This window comes from Novosphingobium sp. HR1a, assembly GCF_015594425.1.
Taxonomy (GTDB): Bacteria; Pseudomonadota; Alphaproteobacteria; order Sphingomonadales; family Sphingomonadaceae; genus Novosphingobium; species Novosphingobium resinovorum_A.
On record NZ_JABXWS010000056.1, the window covers coordinates 1 to 17862 of the forward strand.

16 protein-coding genes are annotated in these 17862 nt (G+C 62.2%); 3 read left to right on the forward strand and 13 right to left on the reverse strand.

Annotated elements, in window-relative coordinates:
* The first annotated feature begins 160 nt into the window (after positions 1 to 160).
* The 3 genes from HWN72_RS14870 (at position 161) to gmd (ending at position 3871) form a co-directional block, all read left to right on the forward strand.
* Positions 161 to 1111, forward strand: coding sequence for a GDP-L-fucose synthase (locus HWN72_RS14870; protein ID WP_211150563.1), 951 nt, complete (start codon positions 161 to 163; stop codon positions 1109 to 1111).
* Positions 1111 to 2388: a WcaI family glycosyltransferase gene (locus HWN72_RS14875; protein ID WP_211150564.1), complete on the forward strand. Its 1278-nt coding sequence runs from the start codon at positions 1111 to 1113 to the stop codon at positions 2386 to 2388. Before HWN72_RS14870 ends, HWN72_RS14875 begins: the two co-directional genes overlap by 1 nt.
* Before the next feature lie 361 nt (positions 2389 to 2749).
* Positions 2750 to 3871, forward strand: coding sequence for a GDP-mannose 4,6-dehydratase (gene gmd, locus HWN72_RS14880; RefSeq protein WP_211150565.1), 1122 nt, complete (start codon positions 2750 to 2752; stop codon positions 3869 to 3871).
* 209 nt (positions 3872 to 4080) lie between these two features.
* Here gmd and HWN72_RS14885 read toward each other — a convergent pair whose 3' ends face one another.
* The 13 genes from HWN72_RS14885 to HWN72_RS14945 form a co-directional block, all read right to left on the reverse strand.
* On the reverse strand, positions 4081 to 4302 hold the full coding sequence (locus HWN72_RS14885) for a DUF2274 domain-containing protein (protein ID WP_211150566.1): 222 nt from the start codon (positions 4300 to 4302) through the stop codon (positions 4081 to 4083).
* Complete coding sequence (locus tag HWN72_RS14890) at positions 4299 to 5582, reverse strand: TrbI/VirB10 family protein (RefSeq protein WP_211150567.1); 1284 nt, start codon at positions 5580 to 5582, stop codon at positions 4299 to 4301. Before HWN72_RS14890 ends, HWN72_RS14885 begins: the two co-directional genes overlap by 4 nt.
* Positions 5579 to 6403 (reverse strand): P-type conjugative transfer protein TrbG, encoded by an 825-nt coding sequence (gene trbG / locus HWN72_RS14895; protein WP_211150568.1) that lies wholly within the window; start codon positions 6401 to 6403, stop codon positions 5579 to 5581. Before trbG ends, HWN72_RS14890 begins: the two co-directional genes overlap by 4 nt.
* Entirely contained in the window at positions 6400 to 7194 is a 795-nt protein-coding gene (gene trbF, locus HWN72_RS14900) for a conjugal transfer protein TrbF (RefSeq protein ID WP_211150569.1), read from the reverse strand. The genes trbG and trbF overlap by 4 nt, the downstream gene beginning before the upstream one ends.
* Positions 7195 to 7197: 3 nt before the next feature.
* A complete protein-coding gene (trbL, locus tag HWN72_RS14905; protein WP_211150570.1) occupies positions 7198 to 8496 on the reverse strand; it encodes a P-type conjugative transfer protein TrbL in 1299 nt (432 codons plus the stop codon).
* Between the two features lie 243 nt (positions 8497 to 8739).
* A complete protein-coding gene (gene trbJ, locus HWN72_RS14910) occupies positions 8740 to 9489 on the reverse strand; it encodes a P-type conjugative transfer protein TrbJ (protein WP_211150595.1) in 750 nt (249 codons plus the stop codon).
* Positions 9479 to 11977 carry a conjugal transfer protein TrbE gene (gene trbE, locus HWN72_RS14915; protein ID WP_211150571.1) on the reverse strand — a complete coding sequence of 833 codons (2499 nt, stop codon included), beginning with the start codon at positions 11975 to 11977 and terminating at the stop codon, positions 9479 to 9481. The genes trbJ and trbE overlap by 11 nt, the downstream gene beginning before the upstream one ends.
* A complete protein-coding gene (locus HWN72_RS14920; RefSeq protein ID WP_211150572.1) occupies positions 11971 to 12252 on the reverse strand; it encodes a VirB3 family type IV secretion system protein in 282 nt (93 codons plus the stop codon). The genes trbE and HWN72_RS14920 overlap by 7 nt, the downstream gene beginning before the upstream one ends.
* Entirely contained in the window at positions 12249 to 12566 is a 318-nt protein-coding gene (locus HWN72_RS14925; protein WP_211150573.1) for a TrbC/VirB2 family protein, read from the reverse strand. Before HWN72_RS14925 ends, HWN72_RS14920 begins: the two co-directional genes overlap by 4 nt.
* A gap of 35 nt (positions 12567 to 12601) precedes the next feature.
* Complete coding sequence (gene trbB, locus HWN72_RS14930; RefSeq protein ID WP_211150574.1) at positions 12602 to 13606, reverse strand: P-type conjugative transfer ATPase TrbB; 1005 nt, start codon at positions 13604 to 13606, stop codon at positions 12602 to 12604.
* Positions 13603 to 14001 carry a CopG family transcriptional regulator gene (locus HWN72_RS14935; RefSeq protein ID WP_211150575.1) on the reverse strand — a complete coding sequence of 133 codons (399 nt, stop codon included), beginning with the start codon at positions 13999 to 14001 and terminating at the stop codon, positions 13603 to 13605. Before HWN72_RS14935 ends, trbB begins: the two co-directional genes overlap by 4 nt.
* Complete coding sequence (locus HWN72_RS14940) at positions 13998 to 16043, reverse strand: conjugal transfer protein TraG (protein ID WP_211150576.1); 2046 nt, start codon at positions 16041 to 16043, stop codon at positions 13998 to 14000. The genes HWN72_RS14935 and HWN72_RS14940 overlap by 4 nt, the downstream gene beginning before the upstream one ends.
* A 938-nt stretch (positions 16044 to 16981) precedes the next feature.
* The gene (locus HWN72_RS14945) at positions 16982 to 17242 is read right to left on the reverse strand and encodes a hypothetical protein (protein ID WP_008828257.1); all 261 of its coding nucleotides are present in this window, start codon (positions 17240 to 17242) and stop codon (positions 16982 to 16984) included.
* Positions 17243 to 17862 lie beyond the last annotated feature (620 nt).

A 17862-nucleotide genomic window follows, 5' to 3' on the forward strand; every position in this document is an offset into this window, starting at 1 on the left:
AGAGCGCCTGAAACGGTCGACATGCAGCATGGAGACTGAATCCAACGCCGGTCCGACGCAGTCGCTGCCGTGCCTGAATGGTTAGAATTCATTCCTGCAATTGCCTAACGGCGCACTAAGCGGTAGTCCTTATTGCGCTGCAAAAAATTGGAAGAGAATCATGAGCGGACCGACTTACGATCTTGCCGGCAAGAAAGTTTACGTTGCGGGACACAAGGGTATGGTCGGGTCAGCTCTTGTCCGCCGCCTTGCTGCCGAGAAATGTGAAGTCATCTTCCCCGCAACGCGCGTGGATTTGCGCGAGCAGTCCGCCGTCCGGGACTGGATGAATGCCAGTCGTCCGGATGCCGTCTTGGTTGCCGCCGCGAAAGTTGGCGGGATTCTTGCGAACGACACGTACCCGGGGCAGTTTCTCTACGATAACCTGATGATCGAGGCCAACGTCATCGAAAGCTCGCGGCAGGTTGGTGTCGAAAAGCTGCTGTTCCTCGGATCATCGTGCATTTACCCCAAGTTCGCGGAACAACCCATCACCGAAGACGCCTTGCTAACAGGCCCCCTCGAGCCCACGAACGAGTGGTATGCAATCGCCAAGATTGCAGGAATCAAGCTCTGCCAAGCCTACCGAAAGGAATATGGCCTGGACTACATTTCGGCGATGCCTACAAATCTTTATGGCCCCGGAGACAATTTCGACCTTACATCCAGTCACGTCATGCCCGCCCTCATCCGCAAAACGCATGAGGCAAAGCGCATCGGCGCCCCCTCGATAGAAATCTGGGGGTCGGGTTCACCGAGAAGGGAGTTCCTGCACGTCGACGACCTGGCAGACGCCTGCATCATGTTGCTGAAGAAATATTCCGGCCACGAGCATGTTAACATCGGCTCCGGTGACGATGTGACGATCCTCGAACTAACCGAGATGGTGATGAAGGCAATCGGCTTCGATGGCGAGATCATCAAAGACGAGACCAAACCGGACGGGACGCCGCGCAAACTCATGAGCGCCGACAAGCTGCGTTCGATGGGATGGAGCCCTTCGATCGGGCTTCTTGAGGGAATTCAATCCGCCTACGATTGGTTCCTTGACCACAAGTCGGCCATGGCCTGATGCGCATTCTGTTTCTCGGACTGAATTACGCTCCCGAGGAAATCGGTATCGGTCTCTACAGCGGAGACATGACCAAAGCTTGGGTAAAAGCGGGTTACGACGTACGCGCGGTCGTCGCCGTACCCTACTATCCTGCCTGGAAGGTCCATGCCACCTATGTCGGCAAAGGCTGGCGACAATCCGTAGAAGGCGGCGTCGATATTATCCGCTGCCCAATCTATGTGCCCGCCAAACCAAGCGGCATGCGCCGGTTGATCCACCACATTTCGTTTTTAGCAACAGCGCTGCCGCCGATGGTGGCTGCAGCGCTGGGACGCAAGCGGCCGGACCTGGTTTTCACGGTCGCCCCCTCACTGATAAGCGCTCCAGTCGCATGGCTGGTGTCCCGACTGAGCGGCGCCCAATGCTGGCTCCATATTCAGGACTTCGAAATAGAGGCGGCGCTTGCGACGGGTCTGGTCGGCGATGGTGGGGGGCTTGCGAAGCTGGGGCGATGGTTCGAACAGCGCGTTATCGGCCTGTTTGACCATGTCAGTTCGATCTCGCCACAGATGTGCGCCAAGCTGGCCGAGAAGGGTGTACCCCGCTCACGCATCCATGAATTACGTAACTGGGCGGATATAGCGGCGATTACTCCCTATCAGGGACAGTCGCCCTACAAAGCGAGATGGGACGTCACCACGCCTTACGTGGCGCTATACTCCGGCAATATCGCGAACAAGCAGGGTATAGACATCGTGCTCGATGCCGCCCGGCTGCTACGTAATCGCACCGATTTGACTTTCATAATCTGCGGCCAGGGACCGAACCGCGCCGCGCTGGAAGAATTGGCCGGCGACCTTACCAATATCCAATTTCATGATCTTCAGGATCGCGAGCGCCTCAATGAGCTGCTGGGTCTGGCGACAGTACATCTTATGCCGCAACTCGCAGGTGCAGCCGATTTGGTCTTGCCTTCAAAACTGACGAATATGCTCGCATCGGGTCGGCCTGTCGTGGCCACTGCCGAACCTGGCACTGGTTTAGCCGAAGAGATCGTCGATTGCGGGATCATTACCCAACCCGGTTCTGCGAAGGCGTTTGCCGAAGGGATCGAGTCGCTGCTCGATAATCCAGCTGTTGCAGCGCACTATGGGGAAAACGGCCGTCAGCGGGCGGAAAAGCGTTGGGCCAAGGATCAGATACTCTCACGCCTGGATGCGGAGCTGATCGAGGTGGTCAATGCGTCGAAGGTATCCCACCGAATGGACCCTAAGCGGTCGGCCGGCACCATCTGAAGAAGGCGCGGCACACCCACGCCAATCGATTGCATACCGCTTATGATTCGAGGCGCCGAATTTATTTGCAGCTGTGGGCGGTGTCTCAACTGGACGCCTCGAAGAACTACCGGTTCAACGCGAGAGCGGCGCGATGGATGCTCGTAGCAGCCTTGGCGGCATGATCTCGGGTATGCTCCTTTTCCTTCGGGCGGATATGATCGGCCGCTCAGCGCCGGATCGGAGACACGCGGGCGCAGTATTGATAGTCGAAAAATTAAAAACAATTAGTCCAACCCGGATTTTAACCACCGTTTTGCATTGCAGCATTTGCGCATCCGGATTATCTCCTTTGGGAGAGTCACATAGGAATGCGGCGCAGATGACCAAGACGGCATTAATTACGGGCGTGACGGGCCAGGATGGATCGTACCTTGCAGAATTCCTCCTTGAAAAAGGATACGAAGTTCACGGCATCAAGCGCCGCGCTTCCCTTTTCAACACCGCCCGCGTCGATCATATTTACGAGGATCGCCATCAGCATGGTACCCGCTTCAAGCTCCATTACGGTGATTTGAGTGACACGTCGAACCTGACCCGGCTTATCCGCGACATCGAACCAGATGAAGTTTACAATCTGGGCGCGCAAAGCCACGTCGCAGTCAGCTTCGAGGCACCCGAATATACCGCCGACGTCGATGGGATCGGCACGCTGCGCCTGCTCGAGGCGATCCGGTTCCTTGGCCTCGAAAAGAAGACCCGTTTCTACCAGGCGTCGACCTCAGAACTCTACGGCTTGGTCCAGGAAATCCCGCAACGCGAGACCACCCCGTTCTACCCCCGCTCGCCGTACGCGGTAGCAAAACTGTATGCCTATTGGATCACAGTGAACTATCGTGAAGCCTATGGCATGTATGCCTGCAACGGCGTGCTCTTCAATCACGAATCCCCTCGCCGCGGCGAGACGTTCGTGACGCGAAAAATCACGCGCGGCCTCGCCAACATAGCGCTCGGCCTCGAGCCGTGCCTGTACATGGGCAACATCGACTCGCTGCGCGACTGGGGCCACGCGAAGGACTACGTGCGCATGCAGTGGATGATGCTGCAGCAGGAAGAAGCGCGAGACTTCGTCATCGCCACCGGCGTTCAATATTCGGTGCGTCAGTTCATTGCATGGGCAGCCAAGGAACTGGGACTGACTCTCGAGTTTTCCGGCGAAGGCGTCGATGAAATCGCAACCGTAGCGGCCATCGAGGGCAATCTCGCACCGGCTCTGGACGTTGGTGACGTGATCATGCGCATCGACCCGCGCTACTTCCGCCCCGCTGAAGTCGATACCCTGCTGGGCGATCCGGCCAAAGCCAAGGAACTGCTCGGCTGGACGCCGGAAATCACAGTGCAGGAAATGTGCGCGGAAATGGTCGCAGAAGATCACAAGGCTGCACGTCGCCACGCCCTGCTCAAGGAGCATGGCCTCGAAGTTGCCGTCAGCGTTGAAGGTTGATCAAAGCTTTGCAGACTAAATAAGACGTGAGGGCGGCGGCGAGTAAATCGTTCGCCGCCCTCATATTTTTGGCAAACGTGCATCAACTAAGCTCCTGCATCACTCTTTCAAGATGATCTTTTTCTGGGCTAACACAACAGTCCCTACTACACCGCACCGCATCACTTGCGGAAATAGTATAGTCCAAGCTCCATTCAAACGATGGAAATTTATATTATTATTGCCCTTTTTACTCTTTGGAATTCCCGGTCACTTTCGATGAATGTGGCGAGTATCAGCGGAACAAGATCTGTAATCTTAATTTCGCTGCCATATACTTGCGCATAGACACCCGCATACTCCAGAAGGCTTTGATGCAGATCGGGGTGTAAGCTGATAGAGAGCTTGACGGGTGTCGTCTCCCGCAACTTTGGCAATTTCAGTACGCTCATCTGGGCATCTCCTCATTGGGTACCTCAATGATGAGGTCCTGCCGCACCAGCAGATGAACTGGCGCACCGGCCCGGATCGTGATGGTAGGCGAGATATCGAGGTTGCGCCGGGTAATCTCGTCCGCTGCTCGGGTAGCACCTGTCTGCGTCGCCTCCCGAACGGCGCGCACCAATTCTCCGTCGCCGGAGATGGACAATTCGGTGCCCGCCCCCAGCAATGTCGCAAGAGCCATTCCCTTCGCCAAACGGCCCGTGTGATGATTGACTTGGCCTGATAGCCCTCCGCGGCCCGAGCCGTCCGTCGCCGGCATGTTATCAAGCCTCAGCGATCGCCCATCGGGCAACATCAGGCGCTGCCAGACTACGAGCACGCGGTCCTGGCCATACGCTACGGCGCTATCATAGGTGCCAATCAGCCGCGCGCCCTGCGGTATCAGGAGATGCAATCCCGTCGCGCTATCGAATACGTTCTGCGTAACCTGAGCGATGACCATGCCCGGAAGATCGGAATTCAGGCTTGTGATGAGGCTTGCCGCGATGATGCTCCCTGCCTCCAGGATGTAGGGCGACGCCGCCGCATCGACGGCATGCGGATTGACGGCGCTTCGGGCATCAAGTTTTTCAACAAATCTGACTTTCCGATCCGCCGTGGGCGCCCCTTCATTGCCATCATTGCTTTTGGATACTGGTGCGTCTTGTCCCTGACTTGTCTGGACTGGGGACATAGAGCCTTGCCGCGCGGCGATGCCTTCCACCGCAAGCAGCGGCGATCGCCACGCGGCGGACCGCTGGTCGGCGTGTCGTTCGGCAATCTGGCCTCCAGCATCCTTGTGTGCAGGCATGCCTTGCGCCCCGCGCCCGCGTTCCTGAGCTCGCAGTATGGGCCGGCCCAGATCCCCAGGGAGCGGTGGCCCAAGTTTCGGAACATCTCCGTAGCTTTTCGGCAAGGCGTCTACCATGTCCGCTGGCGCTGCGAGTTTCGGGCGCGCCAAGTCATCTTCCGCAAGTGTTCGGGAATAGATGTGCGGTTTGAGGGCGATCCAGGCGACGGCGCCAAGGGCGATGGCCGCAGCCGTACTCCCCGCGATGATGACTTCGCGGCGAAACCGTATAGCCCTTGGCGGACGCCCCCGGATCGCTAGCGTCTCCGGCTCAACCTTCGGCACCCTTCCGGTCGGGTTTGAGTCCCGCGAAGCGGGCTCGCGCTGCAAGGCGCTGTCGCTTTCCGACTTGTCTTTCGCGCCGGACGCCTGATCGGGCTTGTCGTACACTGCGCTCATCGTGTCGCCCTTTCGGCACCGAGGCGGGCGATCCTGACCACCCGCTGCTTCCTGGAGCCGATCCGCAGTTCTGCCACGGCGAAGAGCCGATCTATGACGTAGAAGCGGCCTCGCATGCGATAGTTGACGAGTTCGGCCTTGCCTTCCGCGTTCAACAGAAACAGCGGCGGAGCTTCATCGACACCAATGGCTGCGGGGAACTCTACAAAGGTCTGGCGGCCGTCGTCGAATGCCCGCAGCGGACGCCATGACGGCTTGTCGCCGCTGATGGTGTAACCGAAATTGAGCGTCTCGACCGCGAGCCCGGCGGCCACGGGTCGTACCCGCTCGGCCGCCTCGCTCGCGCGCTTGATCGCAAGCATGTCATCGAGCGGATAATTCCAGGACAGCGCCGTCAATCCGCCAGTGCCCCCGCTCGTCAACTGCAGATGATAGGTTCGCCGGTCAGTCGTGATCACCAGGTTGGTCGCCAATCCTGCACTGAAAGGCTTGACCAGGACATGCGTGTGCTTGTCTGCGCCGCTGCCGCTTGCCGTATCGCCGATTACCCAGCGCGCGGTGTCACCCGCCGCGACCGCAATCAGCGCTTCGCCGGACTGGAGCATGATGTCGGTAATCATGCCGGGCTCGGTCGAGGCCCGGTAGATCGCACCATCCGACCACAGGTACACGTGGCGCTGATTGACCCATGTGCCTGCCGAGGGTTGGCGCAGCGACGGTTCGCCGCTCGGTAGAGCCGAGACCTCGGGCAGTACGGGCGAAGTCGGCTGAAATGGGCTGCCGGTCGCGAGCGCGATTGCAGCCAGGACATGACCGCTCATGGCAGGGTCTCCATCGGTGACAGTGAAGGGGAAGCTGGCGTTCTGGGGCCGACCAGATGGGCTGAGCCGGCAGAGTCTGCATTCGGCTGCGTGGACGTCTCGCCGGTGCTTTCGTATTCGCGGCTCCAGTCGATCGCATCGACATATATGCCGAGCGGATTGCGGCGCAGGGTATCTGTATCGCGCGGTGGTTTTTCAATTAGGGTCAGAATTGCAGTCCAGCGGCTGCTGGCGCTCAGGCTGCCCCGCTCGAACTCCTGCTCCATCCACTTAACCTGAAAGCTCTTGTCGGATGCGCGGACAACGCTCGTGATCTGCACCGATACTGTGCGCTCGCCAATCCGGGTCAGTGCACCCGAGGCCCGGGCATATTCGCTGAGGAACTTTGCCCCACGCTGGGTCGTGTAATCGTAAGCTTCGAGCCAGTCACGCCGCGCGATCACCGGGTCCAGCGACAGGCCGCGGACGTGAGCGATGAATTTGGCCAGTGCCCAGGCGACCTGAGGATCAGTCGGACGATAGTTCGTTTCAGCCTTCGATATCGCCCTCGGCTCGCCCAGACGATCGACGGCCACGACATAAGGGACGACCCGGCTCTGCAACGATTGCCACAAAAGCCCTGTCGCCATCGCCCCTGCAAGCCCGAGACAACCGAAAGCGATGTAACGCCAGCTGCGTGCCTGGACCCGCGCCGAGCCGATTCGCTCATCCCAGAGCTGACCGGCGCGCTGATAAGGCGTTTCCGACTGCGGGCTTCGCCCATAAGTCGATGTGCTACGTTTGAAGCGCATGGCCTAGTCATTCCTTTCGCTGATGTCTGGTGAAGCGCCGCCGCCGTGATGATCGCCCTGCTGAACGGCATGAAGCGCGAGTTGGCGATGGTGGCGTGCGGCGTGATCTGCCTGGGCTTTTCGCGCCCAGGGCGGAGCGGCCTGCGCTGCGCGCGGCGCGGACGGCGGGGAGTGCGAACTTTCGAAGGCGGCGTCGGCAGCGGCCCGCCCTTGCGCAGCCGCCTGGCCCAGTCCGAAACCTCCCGAGGCGCGTGATCGCACAGCATGACCGGCCGCCTTTGCCACCCCTCCCAGACCAGCTTTCACCGAGGCGCTTCCGGCACTTTGCTGACCCAGCGCGTAGCCTCGCGCTGCACCGGCGCCCATCGACGCGCCCGCACGGATCGAGCCCATACCGGCGGCGGCAGCGAGACGCGCTCCGCCGATTGCCGCACCGCCCGTCACCATGGCCGCCGCCCCCGCACCGGCCATGGTGCCCAGCGCAGCGCCGGCGCCTAGCTGCGGGGCACCTGAGGCCAGCCCACTCGCGACCGCCGGGGCAAATATGCCCAGGCCCAGCAGGGCAAGGCTGGCCAGGACCAGGCTCATGGCCTCGCCAATGTCGGGCTCCCGCCCCTGCAGCCCTGCCGTGAACTGATCGAAAAAGGTGGAACCGATGCCGACAATGACCGCCAGCACCATGACCTTGATGCCTGAGCTCACCACATGGCCGAGCACCCGCTCGGCGAGAAAGCTGGTGCGGTTCCACAGGGCGAACGGCACCAGGATGAAACCCGCGAGGCTGACCAGCTTGAATTCGAGGATGCAGACGAACATCTGCACGGCCAGCACGAAGAAAGCGAGAATGACGATAAGCCAGGCGACCAGCAGCACCGCAATGGCCAGGAAATTGTCGAAGAAGCTGGTGAAGCCCAGCATTTGGGAAACCTGCTCGAGCAGCGGCCACGCCGCCGAAAAGCCGATCCCGGCAAGCCTGCCGGGCTTCAGAAGGTCGGCCGCGCTCAGATTGCCGCCACCGGCGGTGAGCCCGGCCTGCGCGAAGGAGCGGTAGATGATCTCGGAAAGCGCGGGAAAGCTGTTGATGATGTAGGCGAAGGCGCCGACGTAGAGTATCTTGCGGATGAGGCGGCCAAGGACGTTGTCTTCGCCGCCCAGCGTCCAGAACAGCGCTGCAATCGTAACGTCGATGCCGATCAGCGTCGCCGTCAGGAAGCGCACATCACCGCCGAGCAGACCAAAGCCACTTTCGATATAGGCGATGAACGTAGCCATGAACTGGTCGATGACATTGAGGTCGTCCATTGGCGCTAAGCTTCCTTTCTCAGTGCTGTTCGTGACCCTCACGGTGTCGCGGGACGGGACCCGGAGAGGCAGCAGCCCCCGCCCCGCGACGCGGCAGCGCAGGGGAGACGCTGCCGCAAACGCTCACTCGCAAACTCGCGCCGATCACGACGGCGATCGTCAGTCTGACCCTGCCGCGCCGGATGCCCTTTGGCGGCTTGGTCCGGCCGGGTTCGCAGCGGCTCGGATGCCCCCGTTTTCGGCTCAATGCGGGGTATAGGCCGAGCCAGTGCCGAGGAACTTGGCCGCCGCGCTTTGCGCCTGCGCGCGGGCCTGCGCCTCGTTGGCGCCCGACACAGTCTGCGAGCGAAATTGCGCGGCCATCATCTGCTGAACCTGCAACTGCTGCTTCACGACGAGCGCGAGGAGCTGATTGGTCGCCTGCTGGGCCTGGAGCGAGCCTTCCGCCCCCTGGCTTCTTTCCACCAGCGCCGTCAGCGCGGTTCTGTCGGTCTCGACGTTCTCGGCAATCTGTGCCTGGACGCTTGCCGTCTGGCGATAGGCGGCAAGCTCGGTATCGAGCCGCGCGCGGGCCGCCGCGACCTGTGCGTCCTGCTTCAGTGACTGCCGGAAGGCGTCCGGATAAAGGTCGCCGAATTGCTTGTCGACGTCTGCGATCCGAAACTGGATGCGCCCCGCCTGCCCCATGAGCCTGTCGATCTGCTGCAGCGTGCCGGTAAGTTCCTCCAGCTCGGGAAAGCTGATGGTCGAGAGGTTCTTGCCTTCATTGATCAGGCTTTGCGCCTGATTTTGCAGCGCCTTGATCTGATTGTTGACTTGCTGGAGCGTGCGCGCCGCAGTCAGAACATTCTGCGCATAGTTTGACGGATCATAAACGACCAGCGCGTGTGCTGGCTTGCTCGAGAACAGGCCGGCTACCCCAAAGGCGGCCACCACCGTAACGCCAAGCGCAGCTGCGGCGCCAATGGATGCTGTGCGTGACTTAACTTTCATCGGTCGTCTCCTGGGTTGCAGGTAGGTAGGGGGCAACGGTGTCGGACAGCTCGGCTGCCCAGGTAAGCCCGGCGCCTTCGAGGAAGCGGGCCAGGAAGCGATCGCTTCCATGCTCCTCGAGCTGTGCATCGATGCGGGCTTGGCTTGCCGGGTCGGAAGATCCGCAAAGCGCCAAGGCTACGTCTCCCAGTCCAAGCTCGAATAGCCGATTGCCGCGAGCGGACTGCAGATAGTACTCGCGCTTGGGACTGGCCCGCGCGACGAGTTCGATCTGCCGGGCGCTGAGGCCGAAACGCTCGTAAGTCTGCCGGCTTAGCGGTTCGACAGCGCGGTCATTGGGAAGCAGGATACGTTGCGGGCAGCTTTCCAGGATGGCCGGGGCGATCGGGGAGGCAGCGATGTCGGAAAGGCTCTGCGTCGCGAAAACGACGGACACATTGCGCTTTCTGAGGACTTTGAGCCACTCGCGGATGCGAGCTGCGAACAGCGGATGGTCAAGGAAGATCCAGGCCTCATCAAGCACCAGCAGGGTGGGACGGCCATCGAAGCGCGCCTCGAGGCGGTGGAACAGGTAGCTGAGCACCGGGGCGACCACGCCCTTGCTCGCCATCAGCGCTTCGGTCTCGAAACACTGGATGTCGAGGAAACGCATGTCGCTTTCGACCGCATCGAGCAGCGCGCCGTAAGGTCCCTCGATTGTGTAGGGGCTCAGCGCCGCGCGCAGATCAGTGGATTGCAGGAGCAGCGTGAAGCCGGTCATCGTGCGCTCGTCAGCGGGCGCGCTTGCCAGGCTGGTCAATGCCGACCACACCTGATCCTTGACGCCGGGCGTGACGGTCAGGTTCTCCTGGACCAGCAAAGCCGCGATCCACTCGGCCGCCCAAGCGCGCTGCGCCGGACCGTCGATTGCGCGCAGGGGCTGGAAAGCGAGACCAGCCCGCGCACCTGACGCGGCGTTGCCGATATCGTCAGCGATGCCCTCGCCCGCGCCAAGACCCAGCGCGTGATGCGCCCCGCCGCAGGCAAGCACTGCCGCCCGGGCGGACAAACCCTTGTCGAAGATATAGACCTGCGCCCGGGGATACCGGCGAAACTGCAGGATCATCAGCGCAAGCAACACGGACTTTCCCGCGCCGGTCGGACCGGCGATGAACATGTGTCCGACATCGCCCACGTGGGTGGAGATACGAAACGGCGTCGAGCCGGACGTGCGCACATGAAGCAGGGGCGAGCCACCAAGGTGCTCGTTGCGTTCGGGTCCCGCCCACACCGCGGAGAGCGGCATGAGATGGGCGAGATTAAGGGTATGAACGAGGGGCTGGCGCACATTGGCATAGACATGGCCGGGCAGCGACGAAAGCCATGCCTCAACGCCGTTGACGCGCTCACGGATCGTCGTGAAGCCCAGGCCCCCGAGGATCTTCTCGACACTGCGCACCTTGGCTTCCACGCCGTCACGGCTGGCGTCCGCGAGGGTCACCGTCGTCGTCAGATATCCAAAGGCGACATGGTCGCCGCCAAGCGCCTGAAGGGCGAGATCGGCATCCGCGACCTTGTTATCGGCATCGCTGTCGAGCAGCTGCGCCGGACTGTTGTAAAGCACCTCGCGCAGCATGGCGCTCAGGGACTTGCGCTTGTTGAACCATTGCCTGCGCAGCGAAGTGAGCTGCCGGTTCGCCTCGGCCTTGTCGAGGGCGATGAAGCGGGTGACCCAGCGGTATCCGAATGCCTGGTGATTGAGCGCATCGAGCAGCGCCGGGCGGCTGACATTGGGGAAACCCAATACCGAGATCGAACGCAAGTGCAGATTGCCCAGTTGCGGCTCCAGCCCGCCCACGAGCGGGGTATCGACGAGCAGTCCGTCGAGATACATGGGGGTCTCGGGAACGGCCACGTCCTGTCGCCGTTCGGAAATCGTATTGTGCAAGTATGCGAGCAACGCATCGCTGCCCAGGACTTCCACATATGGCATGATCCCGCTGAAAAGATCGAAGGCGCGGTCGGTCTCGGTGATGAATCGGGCCAGCTCAGCGCGCCAGTCCCTGCCCCTTACCGCATCACCGCGTTCGACAAGCCGGCGCCCGGCGGCATCCTGACGGTCCGCCGCAGGAAGCCAGGTGAGCCCAAGATAATAGGCGCTTTCATAATGGCCCCCTTCGGCCAGAAACGCGGCGCGGCGCTCCTGCTCCACCATCCAGCTTGCCGGATCTGGAAAGCTGTCCTGCGGATAATGCGCGGCTTCGCGCCGCTCCGCCTCGAAAAACAAGGCCCATCCCGAGCCGAAGCGGCGCAGTACGTTGTTGACCCGGGCCGACACAGACACCAGCTCGGCTTCGGTCGCCGATTCCAGATCCGGTCCGCGATAGCCAAGGACCCGCAGAAAGCTGCCATCCTTGTTGAGCACGACGCCCGGAGCGACCAGCGCAGCCCAAGGCAGATGGTCGGCGAGCCGGTTCGCCTGCGCGCGATATTCGGAGAGGTTCAACATGCGAAATACCCCTTCTGGCGCAAATGGCGCAGCACGACGGGGGCGAAATCGGGATCGCGTTTCGCGGCGAGGACGGCGAGGCTGTGCCCCGCCGCCCAGATCACGAGTCCGGCCAGCCATTGCTGCAGACCGAGCCCGATCGCCGCCGCCAGCGTGCCATTGACGATCGCGATTCCACGCGGCGCACCGCCAAGGAAGAGCGGCGCGCCCAGGCTCGTATGGATCGGCACCTCGAAACCCTCGATGGGACCGCCGTGCCGCCCTTCGCCGCTCATGCGACCAGTGCTCCGCCGCCGAAGCTGAAAAAGGACAGGAAGAAGCTTGAGGCTGCGAACGCGATCGACAGGCCGAAAACAATCTGGATCAGGCGCCGAAAACCGCCAGCCGTCTCACCAAAGGCAAGGGTGAGGCCGGTCACGATGATGATGATTACCGCAACGATCTTGGCGACCGGACCCTGTACCGATTCGAGCACCTGCTCAAGCGGTTCCTCCCAAGGCATTCCCGAACCCGATGCGAACGCGCGCCCCGTAAAAGCCCATGACAGCGCGTTCGCGCCAACAAATACGGCAAGGCTCGAGGTAGCCATGGCTCGGGTCCGTGGCGGGCTAAGATGAATCCTGCTCATGTGTAGGTCTCCTGTGTGCTGGAGGGTGGAAGAAGGTTGCTCAGGCGATAGTCACCGCTCTTGGGATCAAGGCCGTCGAGACGGGCGATCGTGGAAACCCGGCGCGCGAGCCCGCGCCCGGAGATGAACACGATGAGATCGATGGCGTCCGCGATAAGGCGGCGCGGAACCGTGACGACGGCTTCCTGAACGAGGCTTTCGATGCGATGCAGCGCCGCTGCGGCACCGTTTGCGTGGATCGTTGCGATCCCTCCCGGGTGGCCGGTGTTCCACGCCTTTAGCATCTCGAGTGCCTCGGAGCCGCGAACCTCGCCGACGATGACACGGTCCGGCCGCAGCCGCAGCGTTGAGCGAACGAGATCGGCGATAGTGACGAAGCCCGGCCGAGTCCGCAGGGCCACAGTGTCCGGCACCGGGCTTTGCAGTTCGCGGGTGTCCTCAATGAGGATCACCCGTTCATCGATCGCGGTCAGTTCGGCCAGCAGGGCATTGGCAAGTGTCGTCTTGCCCGAGCTTGTACCGCCGACGACGAGGATGTTTCGGCGGTCAAGCACCGCCTCGCGCAGAACGGCGGCGCCTTGGACCGAGATGAAGCCGTCGGCAACATAGTCACCGAGCGTATGGATGCGCGCGGCGGGCTTTCGGATTGCAAAGCACGGGCCGCTCGAGACCGGCGGCAATATCCCTTCGAAGCGCTCGCCGGCGCCTGCAGTGTGGGCCGGGAGTTCCGCGGAGACGGTGGGGCGACGGGCATGGACTTCTCCGCGCGCACCGCTCGCGACCAGCCGCACGATTCGCTCGATTTGCTCGGCCGCGATTCTCACGCCGGTGTCGACGAGACCTTCGCCGAGAATGTCGAGACGCAATGCGCCGTCGGGATTGACCATGATTTCGATGACGCGCGGATTGCGCAGCGCCGCCTCGATTTCCGGCCCCATCGCGCTGTGCAGCATGACCCGCCGCCGGGTCGCCGAGAGCGTCTCGCCTGCCTGCCCGCTCATCGCGGCGCTCCCTTTTCCAGGGTACGTTCTCCCGTGGCGACCTTCCGCGCCACCTGGGTCAGGAACGCCTCGAACCGGACGCCCCCTGCCGCCCGTCCGGCCCGATCGCTGTCTGCGAGCGGAGGATGGATCGCCAGCTCGTAGCGAATGAACAGCGCAAGCGTCTCAAGCTCGATGTGACTGTCGCGCACCAGACGATCAAGCAGCGTGGTGATGCGATCGAGCCGCGGACCGAACCGCTCATCAAGATCGGATGCATCCCGCCGGTCGAGCCAGTCCGAGACGGCCCGGGCAAGAAGCTGCGAGCGGGATACGCCCGGACGGGCGGCCATTGCCGTGAACCGGTCGCTGACCGCCTGCGGCAGGAAGAGCTGATGACGGACCTTGCCCTTCACAGCTGGAGCCCCAGCTGCAACGGGTCGGCGCGATCAGACTGTTCCAGACCGAACACCACCGGCGCCAGGCGCCTTTGCACCAGGCGGTCGATCCCGGCTCTTTCGGCGGACAGATCGTCCTGTTCATCATCGAGACCGAGCGCGTCGCTCGCGGTGGCGGGACATGAAGGCGCAGAAGCCCTCTCCTGTTCGGGCAAACGCACCTGCTCACGGCCACCGGCTTCAACCCATTGCTCCCCTTGCGCTGCTGCGTCGAGGCGCGGGTCAATCGCGCGGATAGCGTTGCCCCAGTCATTGCCGCGCCGCGGCGGCAGGTCTCGAGGACCGCTGGGAACCAGCTGCGGCGGAGGCAGAATGCGCGCGGAAAATGCCGGATCCTCGTAGTATCGCAGCTTGGCCGCACGGATCGGCGGCGTACCCGAAACGAGCACCAGCTCGTCGCCGGGAGCCAGCTGCATGACTTCGCCCGGGGTTAGCAAAGCGCGGGCGGTCTCCTGCCGGCTGACCATGACATGCGCGAGCCAGGGCGCCAGCCGATGCCCGGCGTAGTTTCGCATCGAGCGCTGCTCCGTCGCCGTGCCCAGCGCGTCGGAAAGCCGCTTCGCCGTGCGTTCGTCGTTGGTGGCGAAGGCGACGCGCACATGACAGTTGTCGAGGATGGCGTTGTGCTCGCCGTACGCCTTTTCGATTTGATTGAGACTCTGTGCGATCAGGAAGGCACGCACGCCGTACCCCGCCATGAAGGCCAGGCTGGTCTCGAAGAAATCAAGCCGGCCAAGCGCGGGGAATTCGTCGAGCATCAGCAGCAGCTTGTGATGCTTGGAAGCGCCGCGCGGTGCGCGCGAGACCTCAGGCAGCTGCTCGGTGAGCCGCCGGCCGATCTGGTTGAGGATCAGCCGGATAAGTGGCTTAGTGCGGCTGATGTCGGACGGCGGCACCACAAGGTAAAGCGAGACCGGATGGGTCGCCGCGACGAGATCGGCGATGCGCCAGTCCGATGCGCTGGTAACCGCGGAAACGGTCGGATCACGGTACAGCCCGAGAAACGACATCGCCGTCGAGAGGACGCCCGAGCGCTCATTCCCGGACTTGTTGAGCAGTTCACGCGCGGCCGAAGCCACGACGGGATGGACGCGGGCGGCCTCTGCGGTGCCAAGGTGGTTGGTCGTCATCATTGCCCGCAGCGTTGCCTCGAAGGTACGCTCGGGGTCGGAGAGGAAGGTGGCGACGCGCGCGAGTGACTTTTCTTCCTCGGCGTAGAGGATGTGCAGAATCGCGCCGACCAGAAGTGAATGGCTGGTCTTTTCCCAATGGCTGCGACGTTCGAGCGCGCCTTCGGGGTCGACGAGGATATCCGCGATGTTTTGCACGTCGCGAACTTCGTTCTCGCCGCGGCGCACTTCGAGCAGGGGATTGTACCGGGCCGAAAGAGGATCGGTCGGATTGAACAGGAGGCAATGCGAAAATCGCGAACGCCAACCGGCCGTCAATGCCCAGTTCTCTCCCTTGATGTCGTGAATGACGGCAGAACCGGTCCAGCCAAGCAGGGTCGGAACGACGAGCCCGACGCCCTTGCCCGATCGGGTCGGAGCGAACGCCATGACATGCTCGGGCCCATCGTGGCGCAGGTAATGGGGTCCGAAACGTCCGAGGAACACACCGCGATTGGCCAACAATCCGGCTAATCTGGCGTCGCGCCGCGTCGCCCAGCGCGCCGAACCGTAGGTAGTGACCTCGCGGCGCTGACGCGCGCGCCACAGCGACCCGAAGACCGCTGCGCCGCAGCCGACCAGACCACTCGCCGCCGCGATCGCGCCTGCCTCGTCAAAGATCTGGGGCGCATAGGCATCGAAATGGAACCACCAGATGAAAAGGGACCACGGTGCATAGACGGGCCATCCGGCAAGATCGGCCCACGGCGCACCGAGTTCGGGCTGATAGGAAAGCGCTGCGGCCGCCCACTGCGTTGCAGACCAGATGCCTGCAAGGATTATGGCCAGCACCACAATCAATTGGCCAATGAGAAGCTTGGTCGGGGTCACAAGGATCTCCAGTCGCGGCTCAGCGGGGCTGAACGAACAGACAGGAGCCTGCCTCTTATCACGCTCTGGCGGCAGAGACCGTGCGGTGCCTAGGTGTACCTTTCAGGGCCATTCGGGCCCGGGACCGCTTTACGGGAGCGGAACGTCAGGCAAACCGCACCCGCCTCGGATCGAAGGCGGGGCGATGCGAGACTTTCGAGACTACAACGCGGCAAAGGAGGAAAACCGGCCGGCAGCCGAGCACAGGAAAAAGCTCTGCGGCCGTGATGCGATCACTTTGGCGGTAATTGGGCCGCAATGATCGCCGACATGGCCGGTCCCGGCGATAACGACCGCGGCTCGCGAAGCGAGACATCACGCGCGAATAGCATGGCTAACCCTCGCGGCCTTGCCTACGTGGCGCACCCTACTTGGCCAAATCGAACCTGCCCGACAGGGCAGACCAGCCAGCAACAGCCGGCTGACCGGATTGGTCCGGCCCAAAACACAGGCACTGTCCTGAACCGGGCATCGTGTGATGCTGGCCGCCGTTCATAGCCGGGACGAAGTTGTGCTCGGGGCCCTTCCACTTCACCGACAAGCGGGTAGGGCTATCGACCGATGTTGCGACCGCTCGTCGAAATCGGCACGCCTGCTCAGACCGGCGCATTCACCTCTTGCGTATCCATCGGTTGGAATGCCGTTTGCGCACGATCGGGCCGTCGCAGCCGCGGCAGAGCCGCACATACATGCTGCCATTCCATCGATCCTTCCCTTTGGCAGGGATGTGGCGATTCATCAGGCACTTGAAAAATTGAAACACGAGATTGATCCTGGGGGGGGATAGTCAATGCATTGCCGATACCGGCGCGTTGAAATGCTGGGCCAAAGAATCAGACGGCCGCAGCAGGAGGTCCCTGCCGCGGCCGTCGTCATTCGCTGCTGCGCAAGCGAGCGGATCAGGATCCGTTCGACTTGTTGTCGTCAACCGCCTTGTACACGCCGAAACCGGCGGCGCCGGCTGCGAGCAGGCCAAGGACGACGACGCCGCCGTCAGCCTTGTTCTTCGCCTTCACGGCGGCCGAGCGACGCTCGCCAACACCGCTCAGGCTGCTGATCTTGCCAACCGAGGCTGCAGCCGTGGTACCGGCCTGAGCCGCGACCGGGGCAGCCAGCACTGCGGCGGCGCCGAGTGCGAGCATGGTCTGCTTCAGCTTCATGTGACCTCCTTCATCATAGCCATCTGGGGGGCGCTTACCATCTCAGCCCCCAGACCGCTGAAAGTATTTGATCCGAGATGGTTCCATTGTGCAATCCAACGCTTCGGCATGCACGTCAAGCGCGCCGGTCTGCCGCCCGAGCAGCGGCCGTTCTCTGCAGGGACGACTTTCGCTACGTGAAACCACGCAATACCCGCACTATCCGTCCGCTTGGTGAGGTGCATCGAGGAGGGCGAGACGAATGCGCCCGCGGGTGCCGCCACCACTAAGGTCGCGATTATCGCGACGCTGTGACGTTTCCGTCACAATACTTGTCCGCGCAGAGGCCACGTCCCGTCATTTTGAACGCAACGCCTCTTGCGCCCGCGGCCGATTCGCCTAGGCTAATTTGTCACCGGCCCATGTTCGATCTGGCAGTTAGAACACCGCTTTTTGAAGGTGCACCCCTCGGTTCTGGAGTTACAGAACCACGGTGTCTGCAGAACGAACTGCAGTCGCTTCAACCATTGGCGGATCACAGCCAATCCTTTCCATAAAATACGGGAGGGATTTAACACAATGCTGCAAGTGCGTTCAATCGCCGCTCTGCGAGGGGCATGACAAAGCCCGTGACTTGCGGC